Annotated in this window: 20 protein-coding genes; 10 read left to right on the forward strand and 10 right to left on the reverse strand. The window is 72.6% G+C overall.

Going from position 1 to position 17,111, the window contains the following annotated elements:
- Positions 1-72: 72 nt before the first annotated feature.
- The gene (locus AB0J76_RS10445) at positions 73-450 is read left to right on the forward strand and encodes a hypothetical protein (protein WP_352325480.1); all 378 of its coding nucleotides are present in this window, start codon (positions 73-75) and stop codon (positions 448-450) included.
- A 144-nt stretch (positions 451-594) separates the two neighbouring features.
- Here the strand turns inward: AB0J76_RS10445 and AB0J76_RS10450 are convergent, their stop codons facing one another.
- Both AB0J76_RS10450 and AB0J76_RS10455 read right to left on the reverse strand, forming a co-directional pair.
- Entirely contained in the window at positions 595-984 is a 390-nt protein-coding gene (locus AB0J76_RS10450) for a VOC family protein (protein ID WP_352325479.1), read from the reverse strand.
- A gap of 81 nt (positions 985-1,065) precedes the next feature.
- Positions 1,066-1,878 carry an AraC family transcriptional regulator gene (locus AB0J76_RS10455; RefSeq protein WP_352325477.1) on the reverse strand — a complete coding sequence of 271 codons (813 nt, stop codon included), beginning with the start codon at positions 1,876-1,878 and terminating at the stop codon, positions 1,066-1,068.
- An 89-nt stretch (positions 1,879-1,967) separates the two neighbouring features.
- Between AB0J76_RS10455 and AB0J76_RS10460 the strand changes: the two genes are divergently transcribed.
- Both AB0J76_RS10460 and AB0J76_RS10465 read left to right on the forward strand, forming a co-directional pair.
- The gene (locus AB0J76_RS10460) at positions 1,968-2,414 is read left to right on the forward strand and encodes a hypothetical protein (RefSeq protein ID WP_352325476.1); all 447 of its coding nucleotides are present in this window, start codon (positions 1,968-1,970) and stop codon (positions 2,412-2,414) included.
- Between the two features lie 86 nt (positions 2,415-2,500).
- A complete protein-coding gene (locus AB0J76_RS10465; RefSeq protein ID WP_352325475.1) occupies positions 2,501-2,842 on the forward strand; it encodes a DUF5713 family protein in 342 nt (113 codons plus the stop codon).
- Between the two features lie 4 nt (positions 2,843-2,846).
- Here the strand turns inward: AB0J76_RS10465 and AB0J76_RS10470 are convergent, their stop codons facing one another.
- Entirely contained in the window at positions 2,847-3,674 is an 828-nt protein-coding gene (locus AB0J76_RS10470; RefSeq protein ID WP_352325474.1) for a helix-turn-helix domain-containing protein, read from the reverse strand.
- Here AB0J76_RS10470 and AB0J76_RS10475 point away from each other — a divergent pair.
- Positions 3,673-4,218 carry a TIGR03086 family metal-binding protein gene (locus tag AB0J76_RS10475; protein WP_352325473.1) on the forward strand — a complete coding sequence of 182 codons (546 nt, stop codon included), beginning with the start codon at positions 3,673-3,675 and terminating at the stop codon, positions 4,216-4,218. The genes AB0J76_RS10470 and AB0J76_RS10475 overlap by 2 nt on opposite strands.
- Before the next feature lie 28 nt (positions 4,219-4,246).
- On the opposite strand, the gene AB0J76_RS10480 is transcribed toward AB0J76_RS10475, so the two are convergent.
- Both AB0J76_RS10480 and AB0J76_RS10485 read right to left on the reverse strand, forming a co-directional pair.
- Positions 4,247-4,753 carry a hypothetical protein gene (locus AB0J76_RS10480; RefSeq protein ID WP_352325472.1) on the reverse strand — a complete coding sequence of 169 codons (507 nt, stop codon included), beginning with the start codon at positions 4,751-4,753 and terminating at the stop codon, positions 4,247-4,249.
- Between the two features lie 140 nt (positions 4,754-4,893).
- Positions 4,894-6,288, reverse strand: a complete 1,395-nt coding sequence (locus AB0J76_RS10485) for an NAD(P)H-quinone dehydrogenase (RefSeq protein WP_352325471.1) — start codon at positions 6,286-6,288, stop codon at positions 4,894-4,896.
- Between the two features lie 253 nt (positions 6,289-6,541).
- Between AB0J76_RS10485 and AB0J76_RS10490 the strand changes: the two genes are divergently transcribed.
- Entirely contained in the window at positions 6,542-6,961 is a 420-nt protein-coding gene (locus AB0J76_RS10490) for a gamma-glutamylcyclotransferase (protein WP_352325470.1), read from the forward strand.
- Here the strand turns inward: AB0J76_RS10490 and AB0J76_RS10495 are convergent.
- On the reverse strand, positions 6,958-8,262 hold the full coding sequence (locus AB0J76_RS10495; RefSeq protein ID WP_352325469.1) for an MFS transporter: 1,305 nt from the start codon (positions 8,260-8,262) through the stop codon (positions 6,958-6,960). The genes AB0J76_RS10490 and AB0J76_RS10495 overlap by 4 nt on opposite strands.
- A 113-nt stretch (positions 8,263-8,375) precedes the next feature.
- Here AB0J76_RS10495 and AB0J76_RS10500 point away from each other — a divergent pair, with 113 nt between their 5' ends.
- From AB0J76_RS10500 to AB0J76_RS10515, 4 genes are read left to right on the forward strand one after another with little or no spacing between them, the layout of a single operon-like run.
- On the forward strand, positions 8,376-9,356 hold the full coding sequence (locus AB0J76_RS10500) for an Lrp/AsnC family transcriptional regulator (RefSeq protein ID WP_352325467.1): 981 nt from the start codon (positions 8,376-8,378) through the stop codon (positions 9,354-9,356).
- Positions 9,353-10,657 (forward strand): M20/M25/M40 family metallo-hydrolase, encoded by a 1,305-nt coding sequence (locus AB0J76_RS10505; protein ID WP_352325466.1) that lies wholly within the window; start codon positions 9,353-9,355, stop codon positions 10,655-10,657. The genes AB0J76_RS10500 and AB0J76_RS10505 overlap by 4 nt, the downstream gene beginning before the upstream one ends.
- A 3-nt stretch (positions 10,658-10,660) precedes the next feature.
- On the forward strand, positions 10,661-11,464 hold the full coding sequence (locus AB0J76_RS10510; protein ID WP_352325465.1) for a purine-nucleoside phosphorylase: 804 nt from the start codon (positions 10,661-10,663) through the stop codon (positions 11,462-11,464).
- 56 nt (positions 11,465-11,520) lie between these two features.
- On the forward strand, positions 11,521-13,155 hold the full coding sequence (locus tag AB0J76_RS10515; protein ID WP_352325490.1) for a phospho-sugar mutase: 1,635 nt from the start codon (positions 11,521-11,523) through the stop codon (positions 13,153-13,155).
- A gap of 46 nt (positions 13,156-13,201) precedes the next feature.
- On the opposite strand, the gene AB0J76_RS10520 is transcribed toward AB0J76_RS10515, so the two are convergent.
- Positions 13,202-13,570 (reverse strand): YciI family protein, encoded by a 369-nt coding sequence (locus tag AB0J76_RS10520; protein WP_352324881.1) that lies wholly within the window; start codon positions 13,568-13,570, stop codon positions 13,202-13,204.
- Between the two features lie 157 nt (positions 13,571-13,727).
- Here AB0J76_RS10520 and AB0J76_RS10525 point away from each other — a divergent pair, with 157 nt between their 5' ends.
- Complete coding sequence (locus AB0J76_RS10525; protein WP_352324880.1) at positions 13,728-15,233, forward strand: MFS transporter; 1,506 nt, start codon at positions 13,728-13,730, stop codon at positions 15,231-15,233.
- Between the two features lie 8 nt (positions 15,234-15,241).
- Here the strand turns inward: AB0J76_RS10525 and AB0J76_RS10530 are convergent, their stop codons facing one another.
- The 3 genes from AB0J76_RS10530 to AB0J76_RS10540 are packed head-to-tail and all read right to left on the reverse strand — an operon-like array spanning position 15,242 to position 17,060.
- Complete coding sequence (locus AB0J76_RS10530; protein WP_352324879.1) at positions 15,242-15,727, reverse strand: GyrI-like domain-containing protein; 486 nt, start codon at positions 15,725-15,727, stop codon at positions 15,242-15,244.
- Positions 15,728-15,741: 14 nt separating this feature from the next.
- Positions 15,742-16,242, reverse strand: a complete 501-nt coding sequence (locus AB0J76_RS10535; RefSeq protein ID WP_352324878.1) for a sigma factor — start codon at positions 16,240-16,242, stop codon at positions 15,742-15,744.
- Positions 16,242-17,060: a MerR family transcriptional regulator gene (locus AB0J76_RS10540; protein WP_352324877.1), complete on the reverse strand. Its 819-nt coding sequence runs from the start codon at positions 17,058-17,060 to the stop codon at positions 16,242-16,244. Before AB0J76_RS10540 ends, AB0J76_RS10535 begins: the two co-directional genes overlap by 1 nt.
- Between the last annotated feature and the right edge of the window lie 51 nt (positions 17,061-17,111).

Here is a 17,111-nt window from a genome sequence, read left to right on the forward strand (position 1 = left end):
TCACGTCGTCGGACCTTTCGAAGGCAAGCCCCAGAAGCGGACCGCCGTCAGACGGCGGTCGAGGAGTTCCCCATGTTGCTACGTGTCGCGATCATCCTGCAGACCCTGGCCCTGTTCGCCGCGCCGGTCACCGCCGGGCTGCTGCTGTCGGTGCCCAACGGGCAGCCGCTGCACAGCGCCGCCGCGTACACGGTGTTCGTCGTGGCGGTGCTGCACCTGGTGGCCGCGATCCTGGCGTGGCGGCCGGGCGGCGGGTCACCGAAGCCGATCATGCACGCGGCCGGGTTCCTGGTGCTGGTCAGCGCCCAGGTCGCACTGGGCATCGCGCACGTGACGACCCTGCACGTGCCGCTGGGCGTGCTGCTGTTCGCCGGCAGCGTGCTTCAGCTCAGCCGGGTCTGGACGGCGCGATCCAGCGACCGGGCCAGGCGCACGCTCTCCTCCGTGTAACCGAGAGCGGCGTAGAACCGGCGGGCGGTGGTGTTGAGACGACCCCGACGACCCGGGAGCCTCGCACGGCGACGAAGACCGCCCCCGCCGTTCCCCCGCCGCGGCAACGGACCCGGCGAGCCATCCCTCCGCCGCCCCGGCGGCTCAGCGGGGGTCGCCGGTGAGGATCCACAGGTGGCCGTACGGGTCGCGGAGGCGGCCCGAGCGCAGGCCGTAGGGCCGGTTCTCGATCGGCACGACCGTCCGCGCGCCCTGGGCGGTCATGCGCTCGCCGACGGCGTCCGGGTCGTCGACGACGATCTCCAGGAGCACCGGGGAGCCGCCCAGATCGTCCGGCGAGAGCCAGCCCCAGTCGGCGACGGCGGGCGAGACCCGGAACGCGGCGCCGCCGAGGCGGTGCTCGATGACGGTGGGCCGCCCGTCGTCGCCCGGCGCGGCGCGGAACACCTCCTCGGCGTCCAGGGTGTCCCGGTAGAAGGCGGACGCCCGGTCGGGGTCGGGCACGATGAGGCGGGGAACGAAGTGCAGGTCCATGCGGCCATCGTGGCGGCGCGCGGCGGCCGGGGTCTTGAACATATGGGCACGGACCACGGCAGGTGCCCGGAGGCCCGGGCGTCAGCGTGGGGCGGGAGGCGGCGGGGCCGGCGGGCCTTCGGCGCGTAGCCATTCCGTCGGTGTGCAGCCCGCCATGGCCCGCCACTCCCTGGTCAGGTGCGCCTGGTCGGCGAAGCCCGAGGCGGCGGCCACCTCCGCGAGCGCCGTCCGTCCGGAGCGCGCGGCGGCCACGAGCCGGCGCCGGGCGGCCTCGAAGCGGACCAGCCGCTGGTACTCCTTCGGCGTCACCCCGAACTCGCCGCGCACCGCGCCGCTCAGGTGCCGCCGCGAGCACCCGAGGAGCCGGGCGGCCTCCTCGACCCGGGCGGTCCCGGACAGGGCCGCGAGCGTGGCGCGCGAGCTGCGGCGGCCGGCGCGGTCGCCGTGGCGGGCCAGCCCCGCGAGCAGGCGCTGCTCGACCAGGGCGCGGCGCTGGGCCCAGGACCGGCAGCCCGCCAGCCGCTCCGGCAGGTCGGCCAGCGCCGGGACGACGTCGGCGAGGTCGGCCACTTCCCCGGCCAGCGCCGCGGCGGGCACCCCGAGCAGGGCGGCGGCGCCCGGCGGGGTGAGCGTCAGCCACACCCCGCGCGTGCCTGCCGGCTGCCGCAGCTCGGCCGCGTCGAGGTGCAGCCCGGCCACGGCGGCCCGCAGCCGCCGACCCGGCCCCGGCCGCCCGATCCAGGCGATGTCGACCGGGCCGTCCTCGGGGATCGTGACCGACAGCGTGGACGACGGCAGCCCGCGATGAACCCCGCCCGAACCGGGCCCGAGGTCGTAGGCGGCCAGCGTCGTCACGTACGGCGACAGCGCGGCGGACATTCCATCGGCGCTCACCCTGCCACGGTACGGCCCGCCGGCCGGGCGCAGGTCCCCAGATCCGGCGCGCGGGTGACGGGCGGGCAGGTCGGGGTAGCGGCCAGGGCATGCACACACTCGTCAAGGGACTGATCGCGGGGGCGGCGGGCACCACGGCGCTCAACACCGTCTCCTACCTGGACATGCTCGTCCGGGCGCGGGCCGCCAGCAGCACGCCGCGGCAGGCCGTGGCGAAGTTGTCCGACCTGACGCACACCGACCTCGGCGACGGCGACCGGGCCGCCAACCGCACGGAGGCGCTGGGCTCGCTCATGGGGTACGCGACCGGCGTCGCCTCGGCCATCGCTTACGGCTTCCTGTCCGGACGCCGCAGGTCGTGGCCGGTCGGGGTGCTGGCGCTCACCGCTCTGGCCATGTCCGGCTCGAACGTGCCGCTGACGTTGCTCGACGTCACCCATCCGAGCGAGTGGCCGGCGGGCGCGTGGGTGTCCGACGTCGTCCCGCACCTCGCGTACGGGATCACGGCGTACGCGGCGTACGAGCTGATGCGCTGACCTGGGCGCACCGGGCGGATTCTGTCGGTGGCGGCGGGCATGATCGAGCCGTCCGACCGCGTCCGCACGGAAATGGAGATCCAGGGTTGTCCCCCACGCATCCGCAGGTGATCGGCCACGCCTTTCTCAAGGCCCTCTACGACGACGGCTACTACCCCGACCATGTCGTGGACAAGGGCAGGGCCGTCCTGCTGCGGCTGTGCGAGCGCGTCGAGACCGAGCGGCCCGGCGACCTGGCCGCCCTCTACGCGCTGACGCATGCCGCCACGGAGGAGTTCAACGCGCTCGACGAGGAGTTCCACGAGGCCGGCAGCGAGATCGAGACCGTCGCGCGCGAGGCGATCGCCGAGGAGTTCTGGTTCGTGGCCACCACCTACGGCTTCCCGGAGGCCGACGTCGAGGAGCTGATCGCCACCCGCGAATGGTGAGGCGTCAGGCGTGGGCGTTGAGCCGGGCGTAGGCGGCGGGCGGCATGCCGACGGCGGCCGTGAAGTCGCGGGTCAGGTGCGCCTGGTCGGTGTAGCCCAGCTCGGCGGCGAGCGCGGCCAGGTCGAGGCCCTGCCGCACGCGTTCGGCGGCCTCGTGCAGCCGGAAGCGGCGGATCACCCATTTGGGGCCGATGCCGACATAGTCCCGGAACAGCCGTTGCAGGGAGCGCACCGACCGGCCGGCTCGGGCGGCCAGCTCGTCGACCCTGGTCACGGTCACGTCGTCCTCGGCCAGCCCCACCAGGGCCGCGGCCTCCTCGGCCAGCGGGTCCGGCGCCGGCCCGAGGGCCGACAGGAACGCCTCCACCAGCGCGATGGCGGCGGCCGGGTCCGGCTCGGCCAGCACGCCTTCGACCAGCGCCGGGCCGGCGGCCGGGAACATCTCGCCGATCTTCACGAACCGGCCGGTGAGCTCGGACACCGGGCCGCCGAGGAACGTCCGGAAGCCGCCGGGGCGGAAGCGGGTGCCGAGCGCGCGGCCGGTGCCCCGCATCGTGTACGAGAACCCGCCGTCGATCACCCCCGCGACCCGGTGGAAGTCCTGGGCGATCGTCATGTTCACGGTCGGGTGCGACAGGATGCGCTGCTCGTACGGCTCGGCGAGGTCGGTCCAGGTGACCACCCAGAAGTGGTCGACGTACGCCGCCAGCTCCGGCGACGGCGCCTGGCGCGCGAAGTCGAAGGCGGCCAGCCCCGCGTAGGGGTTGACCCAGCCGCGTTGTCGCGTTTCTACAAGCCGCGCCCGAGGCAGGCGGGACATCATGTCTGCCATGGAAGACATGATGCCGCTGATGACCCGGGCCACCCACCGGACCGCCGGGCTGGTGGCCGCCGTGCGGCCCGAGCAGTTCGGGTCCCCGACGCCGTGCGCGGAGTTCGACGTCAAGGCGCTGATCAACCACATGGAGTGGGTGGCGGAGATGTTCGTGTCGCTGGCGCACGGCGGCGAGCGCACCGAGCAGGGCCCGTACGCGGGCGACTTCCCCGAGCGGGCCGAGCGCATGCTGGCCGCCTGGTCGCGGCCGCAGGCGTGGGAGGGCACGTGCGCCGCGCTGGGCGGCCTGCCGATGACCATGGTGGCCCACCTGTGGCTGGTCGACATGGTCGTGCACGGCTGGGACCTGGCCAGGGCCACCGATCAGGCGTACGAGCCGGACGCCGAGGCGGTCGCCCGTGGGCTGGAGTTCACGGAGCAGACGGTGGAGATGGGCCGGCGGAACGGGGCGTTCGGGCCGCCGGTGGCGGTGCCGGACGACGCCCCGCCGTTCGACCGGCTGCTCGGCCTGATCGGCCGCGACCCGGCCTGGAAGCCCTGACCGGCCCGCCCGCGAAGGAGACGACGGGTCAGCGGGCGGCGGGAACGGGCCGCGCGCCCTCCCGGACGGGCACGGCACGCCGCCCGGCGGCGAAGAGCGCCGCGGCGAGGTACAGCACCTGCTCCGGGATGCGCTCCCACAGCGGCGTGGCCGCCCCGCCCGCGAAGGGCACGTCGGAGACCGCCGCGTAGACGTTCGCCGGGAGCAGGCCGACGAACAGCAGGGCCAGGCAGATCCCGGCCGCCCGGCGGGTGGCGGGCAGCACCAGCCCGATCGCCCCGGCCAGCTCCAGCACGCCGGTCAGGTAGACCACGGCGGCGGGGAACGGCACGAAGGGCGGCACCATGCGCACGAGGTCGCCGTGGTTCGGCATGAAGGTCACCCCTTCAGGGACGAAGTGCGCGCTTCCCGTCATCACCACCATGACGGCCAGCCCGTGCGCCACGGCCGCCTGCCACGTGCCGAACCGCCGCACACCGAGCGCGCCCAGCAGCCGGAAGGCGAGCGTGGCCACCACTAGAACGATCACCGTCACCGGAACACACTCCATTGGATAGTACCGTTATCCGTACTTGGATAACGGTACTATCCAATGACTGTGGAAGCAAGCGCACAACGAAAAGCCGTGCGGGTCAGGACGACCCGCACGGCTTGACGTGCGTCGAACAGGGACGGCTAGATGCCGATGGCGGCCTCGGGCTGCATGAGACGGCGGGCCGCCTCGGTGATCGAGCCCGACAACGACGGGTAGACCGCGAACGAGTGGGCGACCTGGTCGACCGTCAGCCGCTGCTGCACGGCCAGCGACACCGCCAGGATCAGCTCCGAGGCGCGCGGGGCCACGACCACGCCGCCGAGCACGATGCCGGTGTGGGGGCGGCAGAACAGCTTGACGAAACCGTCGTTGAAGCCCTGCATCTTGGCCCGCGCGTTGGTGGCCAGCGGCAGCTTGACCACGTTCGCGTCGATCTCGCCCGCCTCGATCGAGCGCTGCGCCACGCCGACGGCCGCGATCTCGGGGTCGGTGAAGATGTTGGAGGCCACCGTGGCCAGCCGCAGCGGCTGGACGGCCTCGCCCAGCGCGTGCCACACGGCGATGCGGCCCTGCATGGCGGCGACCGAGGCCAGCATGAGCACGCCGGTGCAGTCGCCGGCCGCGTAGACGCCGGGCGCGGACGTGCGCGAGACCTTGTCGACCTTGACGAAGCCGTTGCGGTCGAGCTGCACGCCGGCCTCCTCCAGGCCGATGCCGCCGGTGTTGGGGACCATGCCGACCGTCATCAGCGCGTGGGAGCCCTCGGCCGTGCGGCCGTCCTCCAGGGTCACCACCACGCCGTCGGCCGTGCGCTTGACGGAGGAGGCGCGCGAGCGGCCCATGACGTTCATGCCGCGCCGCCGGTAGACCTCTTCCAGGACCTCGGCGCCGTCGGCGTCCTCGTTGGGCATCATCCGGTCGCGGCTGGAGACCAGCGTGACCTCCGCGCCGAGCGAGCGGTAGGCGCCGGCGAACTCCGCGCCGGTCACGCCGGAGCCGACCACGATCAGGTGCTCGGGCAGCTCCTCCAGGTCGTAGAGCTGCCGCCAGGTGAGGATGCGCTCGCCGTCGGGCTCGGCCCCGGGCAGCACGCGCGGCGTCGCGCCGGTGGCCACGAGCACCACGTCGGCCCTGATCGTACGGTCGCCCGCGCGCACGACCTGCGGATCGACCAGCCGCCCCCGCGCCTTGATGATCTCGACGCCCTCGGCCTCGACCCGGGTCGCGATGTCGGCCGACTGGGCCTGGGCCAGCTCCTTGACCCGCTTGTTGACCAGCGGCAGGTCGACGCCGACCACGCCGGCGTCGCCGTCGGGGCCGCCCGAGAACGACACGCCGAGCGAGGGCGCGTCGAGAAGGGCCTGCTTGCGGACGGAGGTGGCGATCAGCGTCTTGGACGGCACGCAGTCGGTGAGCACGCAGGCCCCGCCCGGCCCGTCCTGCTCGACCATCGTGACCTGTGCGCCTAGTTGGGCGGCCACCAGCGCCGCTTCGTAGCCGCCCGGCCCGCCACCAATGATCACGATCCTCGTCACGTGTCCCATTCTCCCGCACGTGCCCCCGGAAGCCGCAACCGGCCCATGACGGGATCACGCTCCGGCGGACATGGGGGACACATGGGCCTTCCGTGCCCGGCTTGATGGACCGACACGCCGGGTCAGCGTGGCAGGATGGCGCGGTAGCTGGATGACGAGCGGCACCCGGCGAGAGGGGTGGATCGTGGCGTGGCTTTCGGATCAATCAGGGAAGCCGACTGATCTACGGCTTTACGGCTCCTACGGGATGAACATGGACCCCGAGCAGATGGCCATGCGCGCCCCGCACTCCCCGATCTGGGGGGTGGGCTGGCTGACGGGGTGGCGGCTGACCTTCGGCCGCACCGACAGCAAGTGGGAGAGCTCGCTCGCCACCATCGTGGAGGACCCCGACGAGCATGTCTTCGTCGTGCTCTACGACGTGCCGGAGTGGGAGGAGACCTCGCTCGACCAGTGGGAGGGCGCGGTCCGCGGGGCCTACCACAAGGTACGGCTGCGGGTGCAGACCCTCGACGGCGAGGTCGTCGCCTGGTTCTACGTGCTCGACGGCTACGAGGGCGGCCTGCCCTCGGCCCGCTACCTGTGCAACCTGGCCGACGCGGCCGAGCGCGCGGGCGCCCCCGACGACTACGTCAAGGAGCTTCGGGAGCGCCCCTGCACCTCGGCGCCCTAGCGGAGCGGCTCGTCCTTGGTCTCGCGCAGCACAAAGACGTACACGAGCGTGGAGATCAGCGCCAGGGCGGACATGTACCACGGGAACATCCCGGGGTTGCCGGCCTTCTGCAGCGCGGTGCCGATCAGCGGCGCGGTGCCGCCGAAGATCGCCACGGTCAGCGAGTACGGGAACCCGGCCCCCGCCGCCCGCACCCGGGTCGGGAACAGCTCCGAGTTCACCGCGGCCGAGACCGAGGTGAAGCAGCCCAGGAACACCATGCCGATCATCTGCACGACGAGCAGGCTGGCGAAGGAGTCGGTGAGCAGGCCGAGCAGCGGCACCGGAAGAATCAGGAAGCCCAGCCCGAACGCGATCAGCATCGGCTTGCGCCCGATCTTGTCCGACAGCAGGCCGAGCAGCGGCTGCAGCAGCATGAAGAACACCAGCGAGATCGTGCCGACCTGGAGCGACTCCGCCTTGTCGAACGAGACCGTGATCTGCGCGTAGGTGGGCAGGAAGCTGGTCCAGGTGTAGTAGGCGACGGTGCCCGCGATCGTGATGCCGACGATGGTGAGCGCGGACTTCGGGTGGTGCTTGAGGAACTCGAACATGCCCGGCCGCGTGGCCTCGCCGCGCTGGATCTCCTCGGCGACCGCCGAGGTCTCGTCGGCGCCCTTGCGGATCCACAGGCCGACCAGGCTGAGCAGCGCGCCCACCAGGAACGGGATGCGCCAGCCGTAGGAGCTCATGTCCTCCTTGACCAGCGTCGAGGCGAGCACCGCGGCCAGGCCGGAGGCGATGAGCTGGCCGATGGTGGTGCTGACGTACTGGAAGGAGGAGAACAGGCCGCGGCGGCGCGGCGGGGCCGACTCGACCAGGAACGTGGTGGCGGCGGCGAACTCACCGCCCACGGACAGGCCCTGGATCAGCCGGGCCAGCGTCAGGATGACCGGCGACAGCAGGCCCACGGCCTCGTAGGTGGGGGTCAGGCCGAGCAGCAGCGAGCCGCCGCCCATCAGGACGATGGTGAAGGTCATCGCGGACTTGCGGCCGTACCGGTCGGCGAACGCGCCCACCAGCAGGCCGCCCAGGGGCCGCATGAAGAAGCCCACCGCGAACACCGCGAACGAGCTCAGCAGCGGCACCAGGCTGTTGCCGGAGCTGTCGGGGAAGATCTGCGCCGAGAAGACCGTGGCCAGGAACGTGTAGGCGTACCAGTCGTACCACTCGACCACGTTGCCGATGCTGGCCGCCATGAGCTGACGGACCCTGCTCTTCGGTATGCCGAGCGGCGATTGCGCGACGGGGGAGGTCGACACGGCATGTGCTCCTTTTGCTGACACGTGCGAGATGGCTTACTGTGCATTCGGAAGACCGAAACAGTCAAATGTCTGGGCAATTATTTACAAACCCGACACGGAAGCGGTTGCAGGTGGACGTTCTCGACCGGCGGCTCGTGGCCGCGCTGCAGGTGAGCCCGCGCGCCTCGTGGGGCGAGATCGGCAGGGCGGTCGGCGAGCACGAGCGCACGGTCGCCCGCCGGCTCCAGCGGCTGATCGCCGACGGCGTCGTCCGCGTCACCGCGATCTACGACGACCTGCGCACCGGCCACGGCCGCCCCGCGCACCTGCACGTCCAGGTGCGGCCCGGCACGGCGGCCCAGGTGGCCAGATCGCTCACCGACCGGCGCGACACGCGCTCGGTATACGCGCTGACCGGGGCCGCCGACCTGGCCTGCGAGCTGGTGCCGCCGTCCCGGCAGGACCTGCACACCATCCTGTCCCACGACATCAGCGAGATCGACGGCGTGCTCCAGACGCAGACCCAGGTCGTGCTGCACACGTTCACCACCGTGGCCGAGTGGCACGCGCCCTTCCTCACCGAGCAGGAGGTCGCCGAGCTGCGACCCGCGCCGCCGCCCCCCGACCTGCCCGACGAGGACGGCCTGTCGCCGCTGGAGAAGGAGATCGCCGAGCTGCTGGCGGCCGACGGCCGGGCCGCCTTCACCACGATCGCCGAACGGCTCGACCTGTCCGTGCCGACCGCGCGCCGGCGGGTCGGCTCGCTCATCGACCGGCGGTTACTCCTGCCGCGCGCCGAGGTGGAGCCCGCGCTGCTCGGCCTGGAGGTCGAGGCCATGTTGTGGCTGAAGGTGCGGCCGTACGGGCTGGGCGAGACCGGCCGGCGCCTGGCCGAGCACCCCAACGTGCGTTACTGCGCCGCCACCTCGGGCACCCACTCCCTCATCGTGCAGGTGGCGGTGGCCCACGAGGCGGACCTCTATCGTTTCATGACCGACGTGCTCGGCCGGCTCGACGAGATCACCGACAGCGACCTGACCCTCATCACCCGCGCGTACAAGCGCGGTCACCTGCACAAGTCCGGACTGCTCACCCTGGAGAAGACGCCATGACACCAGCCGAGAACGAAGTCGCCGACCTGTGCGTGGAGCTGATCCGCGTCGACAGCAGCAACTACGGGGACGGCAGCGGCCCCGGCGAGCGGGCCGCGGCCGAGGTCGTCATGGCCAGGCTGGACGAGGTCGGCATCGAGGCGACGTACGTCGAGAGCGAGCCGGGCCGCGGCAACGTCGTCACCCGCGTCGAGGGCACCGACCCGTCGCTGCCCGCGCTGCTCGTCCACGGCCACCTCGACGTGGTGCCCGCCAACGCCGCCGACTGGTCGGTCGACCCGTTCGCCGGCGAGGTCAAGGACGGCTACATCTGGGGCCGCGGCGCCGTGGACATGAAGGACATGGACGCGATGATGCTGGCCGTGCTGCGCCAGATGAAGCGCGAGGGACGCCGTCCGCGCCGCGACATCGTCTTCGCCTGGGTCGCCGACGAGGAGGCCGGCGGCGTGTACGGCGCCAAGTACCTCACGGCCAACAACCCCGAGCTGTTCGAGGGCGTGACCGAGTCCATCAGCGAGGTCGGCGGCTACTCGCTGGAGGTCGACCCGTCGCTGCGCCTGTACCTGATCGAGACCGCTCAGAAGGGCCTGGCCTGGATGAAGCTGGTCGCCGACGGCACCGCCGGGCACGGCTCGATGCTCAACTCCGACAACGCGGTCACCGAGGTCGCCAAGGCCGTGGCCCGGCTGGGCGGGCACGAGTGGCCGCTCACCTACACGCCGACCGTGCGCCAGTTCCTCACCGAGGTCGCCGACGCCTTCGGCCTGCCGTTCGACGAGGACGACCCGGCCCCGCTGCTGGACAAGCTCGGCCCGCTGGTGCGGTTCGTCGGCGCGACGCTGCGCCACACCACCAACCCGACCCAGCTCGACGCCGGCTACAAGTCGAACGTCATCCCCGGCCAGGCCACCGCCGTCGTGGACGGGCGGTTCCTGCCCGGCTTCGAGGAGGAGTTCTTCAAGACCGTCGACTCGCTCATCGGGCCGAACGTGCGCCGCGAGTTCGTGCACCACGACATCGCGCTGGAGACGACGTTCGACGGCGCGCTGGTCGAGTCGATGATCGCGGCGCTGAAGGCCGAGGACCCGACCGCGCGGGCGGTGCCGTACTGCATGTCGGGCGGCACCGACAACAAGACCTTCTTCGCCGACCTCGGCGTGCGCGGGTTCGGGTTCGTGCCGCTGCGGCTGCCCGGCGACATGGACTTCGCCTCGATGTTCCACGGCGTGGACGAGCGGGTGCCGGTGGACGCGCTGCAGTTCGGGGTGCGGGTTCTGGACAGGCTGCTCCTAAACTACTGAGATGTGAGCAACGACGCATACACCCTGGCCGTAGAGGCCGCCGCCGCCCTGACCGGCGCGGCCGGCCTCGACACCTTCGACGTGGCCCTCGTCATGGGGTCGGGGTGGGTCCCCGCCGCCGACGCGATCGGCCAGACCGTGGCCGAGATCCCGTTCACCGATCTGCCCGGCTTCCGCGCCCCCGCCGTGGCCGGGCACGGCGGCAAGATCCGCGTCGTGCGCACACCGTCCGGGCGGCACGCGCTGGTCTTCCTCGGCCGCACGCACCTGTACGAGGGCCTCGGCGTCGACGCGGTCGTCCACGGCGTGCGCACGGCGGCCGCGGCGGGGGTGCGCACGATCGTGCTGACCAACGCGGCGGGCGGCCTGCGGCCGGAGACCCAGAACGTCGGCGACCCGGTGCTGATCAGCGACCACATCAACCTGACCGGCGCCAACCCGATCACCGGCACCACCTTCATCGACCTCACCGAGGTCTACTCGCGCCGCCTGCGCGCCCTGGTCCGCGAGATCGACCCCACCCTGGCCGACGGCGTCTACGTGGCCTTCCGCGGCCCGACGTACGAGACGCCGGCGGAGATCCGGATGCTGCGCACGCTCGGCGGCGACCTGGTGGGCATGTCCACCGTGCTGGAGGCCATCGCCGCCCGCGAGGCGAACCTGGAGGTGCTCGGCGTCTCCCTGGTCACCAACCCGGGGGCGGGCCTGTCCGGCGAGCCGCTCAACCACGAGGAGGTCCTGGAGGTGGGCCGCGCCACGGCCGCCCGCATGGGCGTGCTGCTGGCCAAGGTGGTGGACCGCCTGTGACCGCCGGCGACGACCGGGTCCCGCCGGAGGCCGAGGGGGACGTCCCGCTCCCGCCCGTGGACGCCGACCTGCTGCGCCGCGCCCGCCAGTGGCTGGCCCAGGACCCCGACCCCGACACCCGGGCCGAGCTGTCCGGCCTGCTGGAGGACGACGACCTGCCCGCCCTTCGCGAGCGGTTCCAGGCCAAGCTGGAGTTCGGCACCGCCGGCCTGCGCGGCGAGCTGGGCGCGGGCCCCAACCGGATGAACCGGGTCACCGTCATGCGCGCCGCCGCCGGTCTGGCCGGCGTGCTCGGCGCCGGCAAGCACGTCGTGATCGGCTACGACGCCCGGCACAAGTCCGACGTGTTCGCCAGGGACACCGCCGCCGTCCTGACCGGCGCGGGGTTGCACGTCTCGTTGCTGCCGCGGCCGCTGCCCACGCCGGTGCTGGCCTTCGCCGTCCGCCATCTCGGGGCCGACGCGGGCGTGACGGTCACCGCCAGCCACAACCCGCCCAGGGACAACGGCTACAAGGTCTACTGGGGTGACGGCTCGCAGATCGTGCCGCCGGTCGACCGGGAGATCTCGGCCGCCATCGACGCGGTGGGCCGGGTCGACCAGCTTCCCCTCGACGGCCCCGGCACGCTCACCGAGCTGGGCGAGGACATCGTCGACGACTACATCGACGCGGTGACCGCCCTGCCGCTGGGCCAGGCGCGCGAGTTGCGGGTGGCGTACACGCCGCTGCACGGCGTGGGCTCGGGGACGCTGACGGGGGCCTTCCTCGCGGCGGGCTTCGAGACGCCGATGGCCGTGGAGGAGCAGCGCAACCCCGACCCCGACTTCCCGACGGTGGCCTTCCCCAACCCGGAGGAGCCCGGCGCGATGGACCTGGCCGTCGCGCTGGCCGCCAAGCTCGGCTCCGACCTGGTGCTCGCCAACGACCCCGACGCCGACCGGTGCGCGGTCGGCGTGCCGCTGCCCGACGGCACGTGCCGCATGCTGACCGGCGACGAGGTCGGCGGCCTGCTGGCCGAGCACGTGATCACGCACACCACCGGCGACCGGCTGGTGGCCACCACGATCGTCTCCTCGACGCTGCTGAGCAAGATCGCGAAGGCCCACGGCGTGCGCTACGGCGAGACGCTGACCGGGTTCAAGTGGATCGTCAAGGCGGGCGAGGGCCTGGTCTTCGGCTACGAGGAGGCCATCGGCTACTGCGTCGGCTCCGACGCGGGCCTGCCGGTGCACGACAAGGACGGCATCGGCGCGGCCCTGACCGTGGCCGCCGTCGCCGCGGCCGCCAAGCGCGCCGGGCGCACGCTGCTCGACCTGCTCGACGAGCAGGCCGTCCGGTACGGCCTGCACGCGACGTCCCAGCTCAGCTTCCGGGTCGCCGACCTGTCGCTGATCTCCGGCGCGATGGACCGCCTGCGCGCCGCCCCGCCCGCCACGCTGGGCGACCACACCGTCGAGGCCGTGGACGACCTGAGCCGCGGCGACGGCGGCCTGCCCCCGACCGAGGGCCTGCGCTTCCACCTGTCGGACGGCGGGCGCGTCGTGGTCCGCCCGTCGGGCACCGAGCCCAAGCTCAAGTGCTACCTGGAGGTCGTGGTGCCGGTGACCGGCGAGGTGGCGCAGGCGCGCGCGTCGGCCGCCCGCGACCTCGACGGCCTCAAGGCCGACCTGACCGCCCGCCTGGGCCTGTGAACCGGCCTGTGGACCGGTGGGCCCGCGCCGCGGGCCCACCGCCCGGTCACATGTCGGCGCCCGCCGAGAACATGATCGGCCGGACCTCGATCGCCAGGCCCTCGATCTGGCTGTCGGGGATCATCCCGGCCAGCTCGATCGCGCGCTCGCGGCTCTCGCAGTCGACGATGTAGTAGCCGCCCATGTACTCCTTGGCCTCCAGGAAGGGGCCGTCGGTCACGGCCGGCAGGCCGTTGCGGGTGCGGACGACGGCGCTGGTGGACGGGTCGCCGAGCGCCTGCGTGCCGATCATCTCGCCCGACTCCTGGATCGTCTTCATGAACGCGCCGTGGCCGCTCATGATCAGCTCGCGCTGCTCCTCGCTCAGGGTGTCCATGACCTGCTGGTTCACCTGCATGATCAACAGAAACTTCATCGTCTCTCCTCGTGGTCCGGCGGGTTCCGTCGTGCTGGGGTCGGAGCCGGTGCGTCCCTCTCGACATGCCCAGCGAAACTTTTCCGGAAAGCACGTCGAGCGCGCGAGCCGGGCTCCGACCTCCTGGTGAAACGGACGACACCAGGAGGCTCCCGACATGCCGCATCTCACCGAGACCGCCGCCGAGCCCAGGGCCGGGCGGCGCGAATGGGCCGGGCTGGCGGTGCTCGCCCTGCCCACTCTGCTCGTCGCGGTCGACATCAACGCGCTGTTCCTGGCGCTGCCCCGGCTGAGCGTGGAGCTGGGGGCGAGCGCCGTCCAGCAGTTGTGGATCATCGACATCTACGGGTTCATGGTCGCCGGGCTGGTGATCACGATGGGCGGGCTCGGCGACCGCATCGGCCGCCGCCGGCTCCTGCTGACCGGCGCGGCGGCCTTCGGCGTCGCCTCCCTCGTGGCGGCGTACGCGGTCAGCCCGGCCATGCTGATCGCCGCCCGTACGGTGCTGGGCGTCGCCGGCGCCACGCTCATGCCCTCCACGCTCGCGCTCATCACCAACATGTTCCGCGACGCCCGGCAGCGCGGCACGGCCATCGCCGTCTGGGCCACCTGCCAGTTCGCCGGGGCGGCGCTCGGGCCGGTCGTCGGCGGGCTGCTGCTGGAGCACTTCTGGTGGGGGTCGGTGTTCCTGATGGCCGTCCCCGTGATCGCGGTGCTGCTCGTGGGCGGCGTGCTGCTGCTGCCGGAGTTCCGCGACCCGGACGGCGGGCGCATGGACCTGGCCAGCGTCGCGCTGTCGTTGCTGGCGATCCTGCCGGTGGTCTGGGGCGTCAAGGAGCTGGCCGCCTCGTCGGCGTCGGCCGGGCCGGGCGTGCCGCTCGCGGCGATCGCGGTCGGTCTCGCGTTCGGGGCGGCGTTCGTACGGCGGCAGCTCACGCTCGACGCTCCCCTGCTCAACCTGCGCCTGTTCGCCCAGCGTCCGCTCACCCTGATCCTGACCGCGCTCGTGCTGGCGGGCATCGCCATGGCGGGCGCCGGGCTCCTGGTCACCCAGTACCTGCAGTCGGTGCTGGGGTACACCCCGGCGCAGTCGGCGCTGTGGTTCGCGCCCATGGGGCTCGGCGTCGCGCTGGGGACCACGCTGACCCCGGCCCTGACCCGCCGCGTCGCCCCCCGCGCCGCCGTCATGGGCGGCCTGGCGCTGTCGGCCGCCGGGGCGGCGCTGCTCACGCAGGCCGAGGCCGGGCTGCCGGTGGTGATCACCGCCATCACCGTGCTGGCGCTGGGCACCGGCCCGCTGTTCGCCCTGGGGACGGGGATCGTAGTCGGTTCGGTGCCGCCGGAGAAGGCCGGGTCGGCGGCCTCGCTGGCCGAGTCGGGCAACTTCCTGGGCGGGACGCTCGGCCTGGCCCTGCTCGGCACGGTCGCCGCGGCCGTCTACCACCACGCCCTGCCCGCGCACGTGCCCGACGCGGCCAGGGAGACCCTGGCGGGCGCGGCGGCCGTGGCCGGAAGGCTCGCCCCGGCGCAGGCCGCCGAGCTGCTGGCGGCCAGTCACGCCGCGTTCTACAACGGGATCGTGGCGATCGGCCTGGCGGGCGCGGCCCTGTTCGTGCTGGCCGCGCTGCTGACCTCGCTGCTGCCCCGCGCGAACGCGGCGTGAGGGCCGGCTCAGGCCAGGCGGAACTGCAGGTCGATGTCCCAGTTGTTGAGGTCGGGCTCGACCCGCGGGTCCGTCTGGTAGAGCTCCAGCCGGCAGCCCCAGTGCTCGGTGCCGTCCTTCTCGGTCATGTCCCAGGTCAGGCCCTGTTCGGCGGCCCACGTCAGCACCGACTCGATGACGCCGGAGAGCTGGTCGGGGTGGCCGTGGTGGGACTCGGTGACGAAACGGCCCGCGGGCAGCGTGCCCGCGTGGAACTCGCCCTCGCCTTCCACCGGCTCGGTGACGGGCACGCCCGCCTCCACCACCAGCCGGTCCTGCGGCAGGTCGATGCTGTGGTACCGGAAGAACGGGGCGCCGGCCATCGTGTGCCCGCGCTCGGCGAGCCAGCCGATCATCTCGGCGATCCGGTCTCCGACGAGACCGAAACTGGTCATCGTGATGGTCCTGGTGATCCCGAGGTAGGGACGCTCGGGCAGTTCGACGATCTGTGGCATGTGTCTGTCCTCCTTCACCCGTCAGTACGGAGCGGCTGCCCGAAACTCATCGGCAGGCCGAAAGCGGGCACGAGCCGGGGATCGAGAAAAGTGGTCACGCCGGTGACGACCCCGCCGCCGACCTCCAGGACTACCAGGGCGAACGCCTCCCCGTCCCGGTACTGGGCGAAGGCGGGCGAGCCGTTCGCCCAGGCCGGCAACACGCGCCCGTCGGGCGCCGGCCACACCCAGGCGTCCCCGGGCAGCGGATCGCCGAGCGGATCACCGGGACGCGCCGCCGGCCCGAGGTCCATCGCCCGCGCCCGCCGCTGCGGCCCGCGCAACATGTCGAGGCAGACGGACGTGGCGAGCCGGAACAACCACGGACGCAACGGCCCCCGCCCGGGCTCGTACGTGCGCCACGCCCTGACGAACGTCTCCTGCACCGCGTCCTCGGCCTCGAAGCCCGAGCCGAGCATCCGGTAGCAGTAGCCGGTCAGCTCGACCCGGTGGTGTTCCAGCTCGCTCGCCTCCACTAGACCGGGGCCACCTCGATCTGCAGCTCGTGCACCCATTCCGCGCGGTCCTGCGGGCAGTGCAGCGACACCTCTCTCGCCAGGGCGAGCGAGCGGTGGCCGTTCTCCTCGATCCAGTGGGCCAGGGCCTGGAAGGTCGGCCCGGCGGCCTCCATCGGGCCGTGGTGGATGATCGTGGCCGCCGTGCCGATCGCGGGCAGGTCCCTGATCTCGAAGTCGTGGCGGGGGTCCGGGTCCACGTTGACCGGCAGGCAGGCGTGGACCATGACCGAGCCGTCGTCCTCCTGGCGGTAGTAGGCCAGGCCGGGGCCGACCACCCGGACGTCCGCCCGCTCCACGCGGGCGCAGATCTCCTCGAACAGCGGCCCGATCACCGGGCCGACGTCCTTGCTCTCGTAGCTGGCCGCCCTGGCGCTGAGCTGCGCGACCCGGACCGGGTCGACCTTCTTCAGCACGACTTCCGCGGTTCTCATGTGCCCCTCCGTCTCGATGCTGCGGAGTCTCGCCTCGACGCCGCGCAGCCGGGCCAGGTCGGCGCTGATCCGGGCCTCCAGCTGGGCGCGGCGCAGCCGTACCATGCCGTGCAGTTCCTCGGTGCTGACCTTCTCGTCCAGGATCGTCCGGACCTGTTCCAGCGTGAAGCCGAGGTCCTTGATGGCGACGATCCGGTTGAGCCTGGCCAGTTGCGCGGCCTGGTAGGACCGGTAGCCGGTGAGCGGGTCCACGTGCGCGGGGCGCAGCAGGCCGATGGCGTCGTAGTGGCGGAGCATGCGTACGGACACGAGCCCCAGCCGGGCGAAATCTCCGATGCTGAACATGTCCGGTCCAGAAGTAGGGGCTCACACGGTGTCAGAGTCAACCTATGGCGA

This window comes from Nonomuraea sp. NPDC049624, assembly GCF_040675255.1.
Classification (GTDB): Bacteria; Actinomycetota; Actinomycetes; order Streptosporangiales; family Streptosporangiaceae; genus Nonomuraea.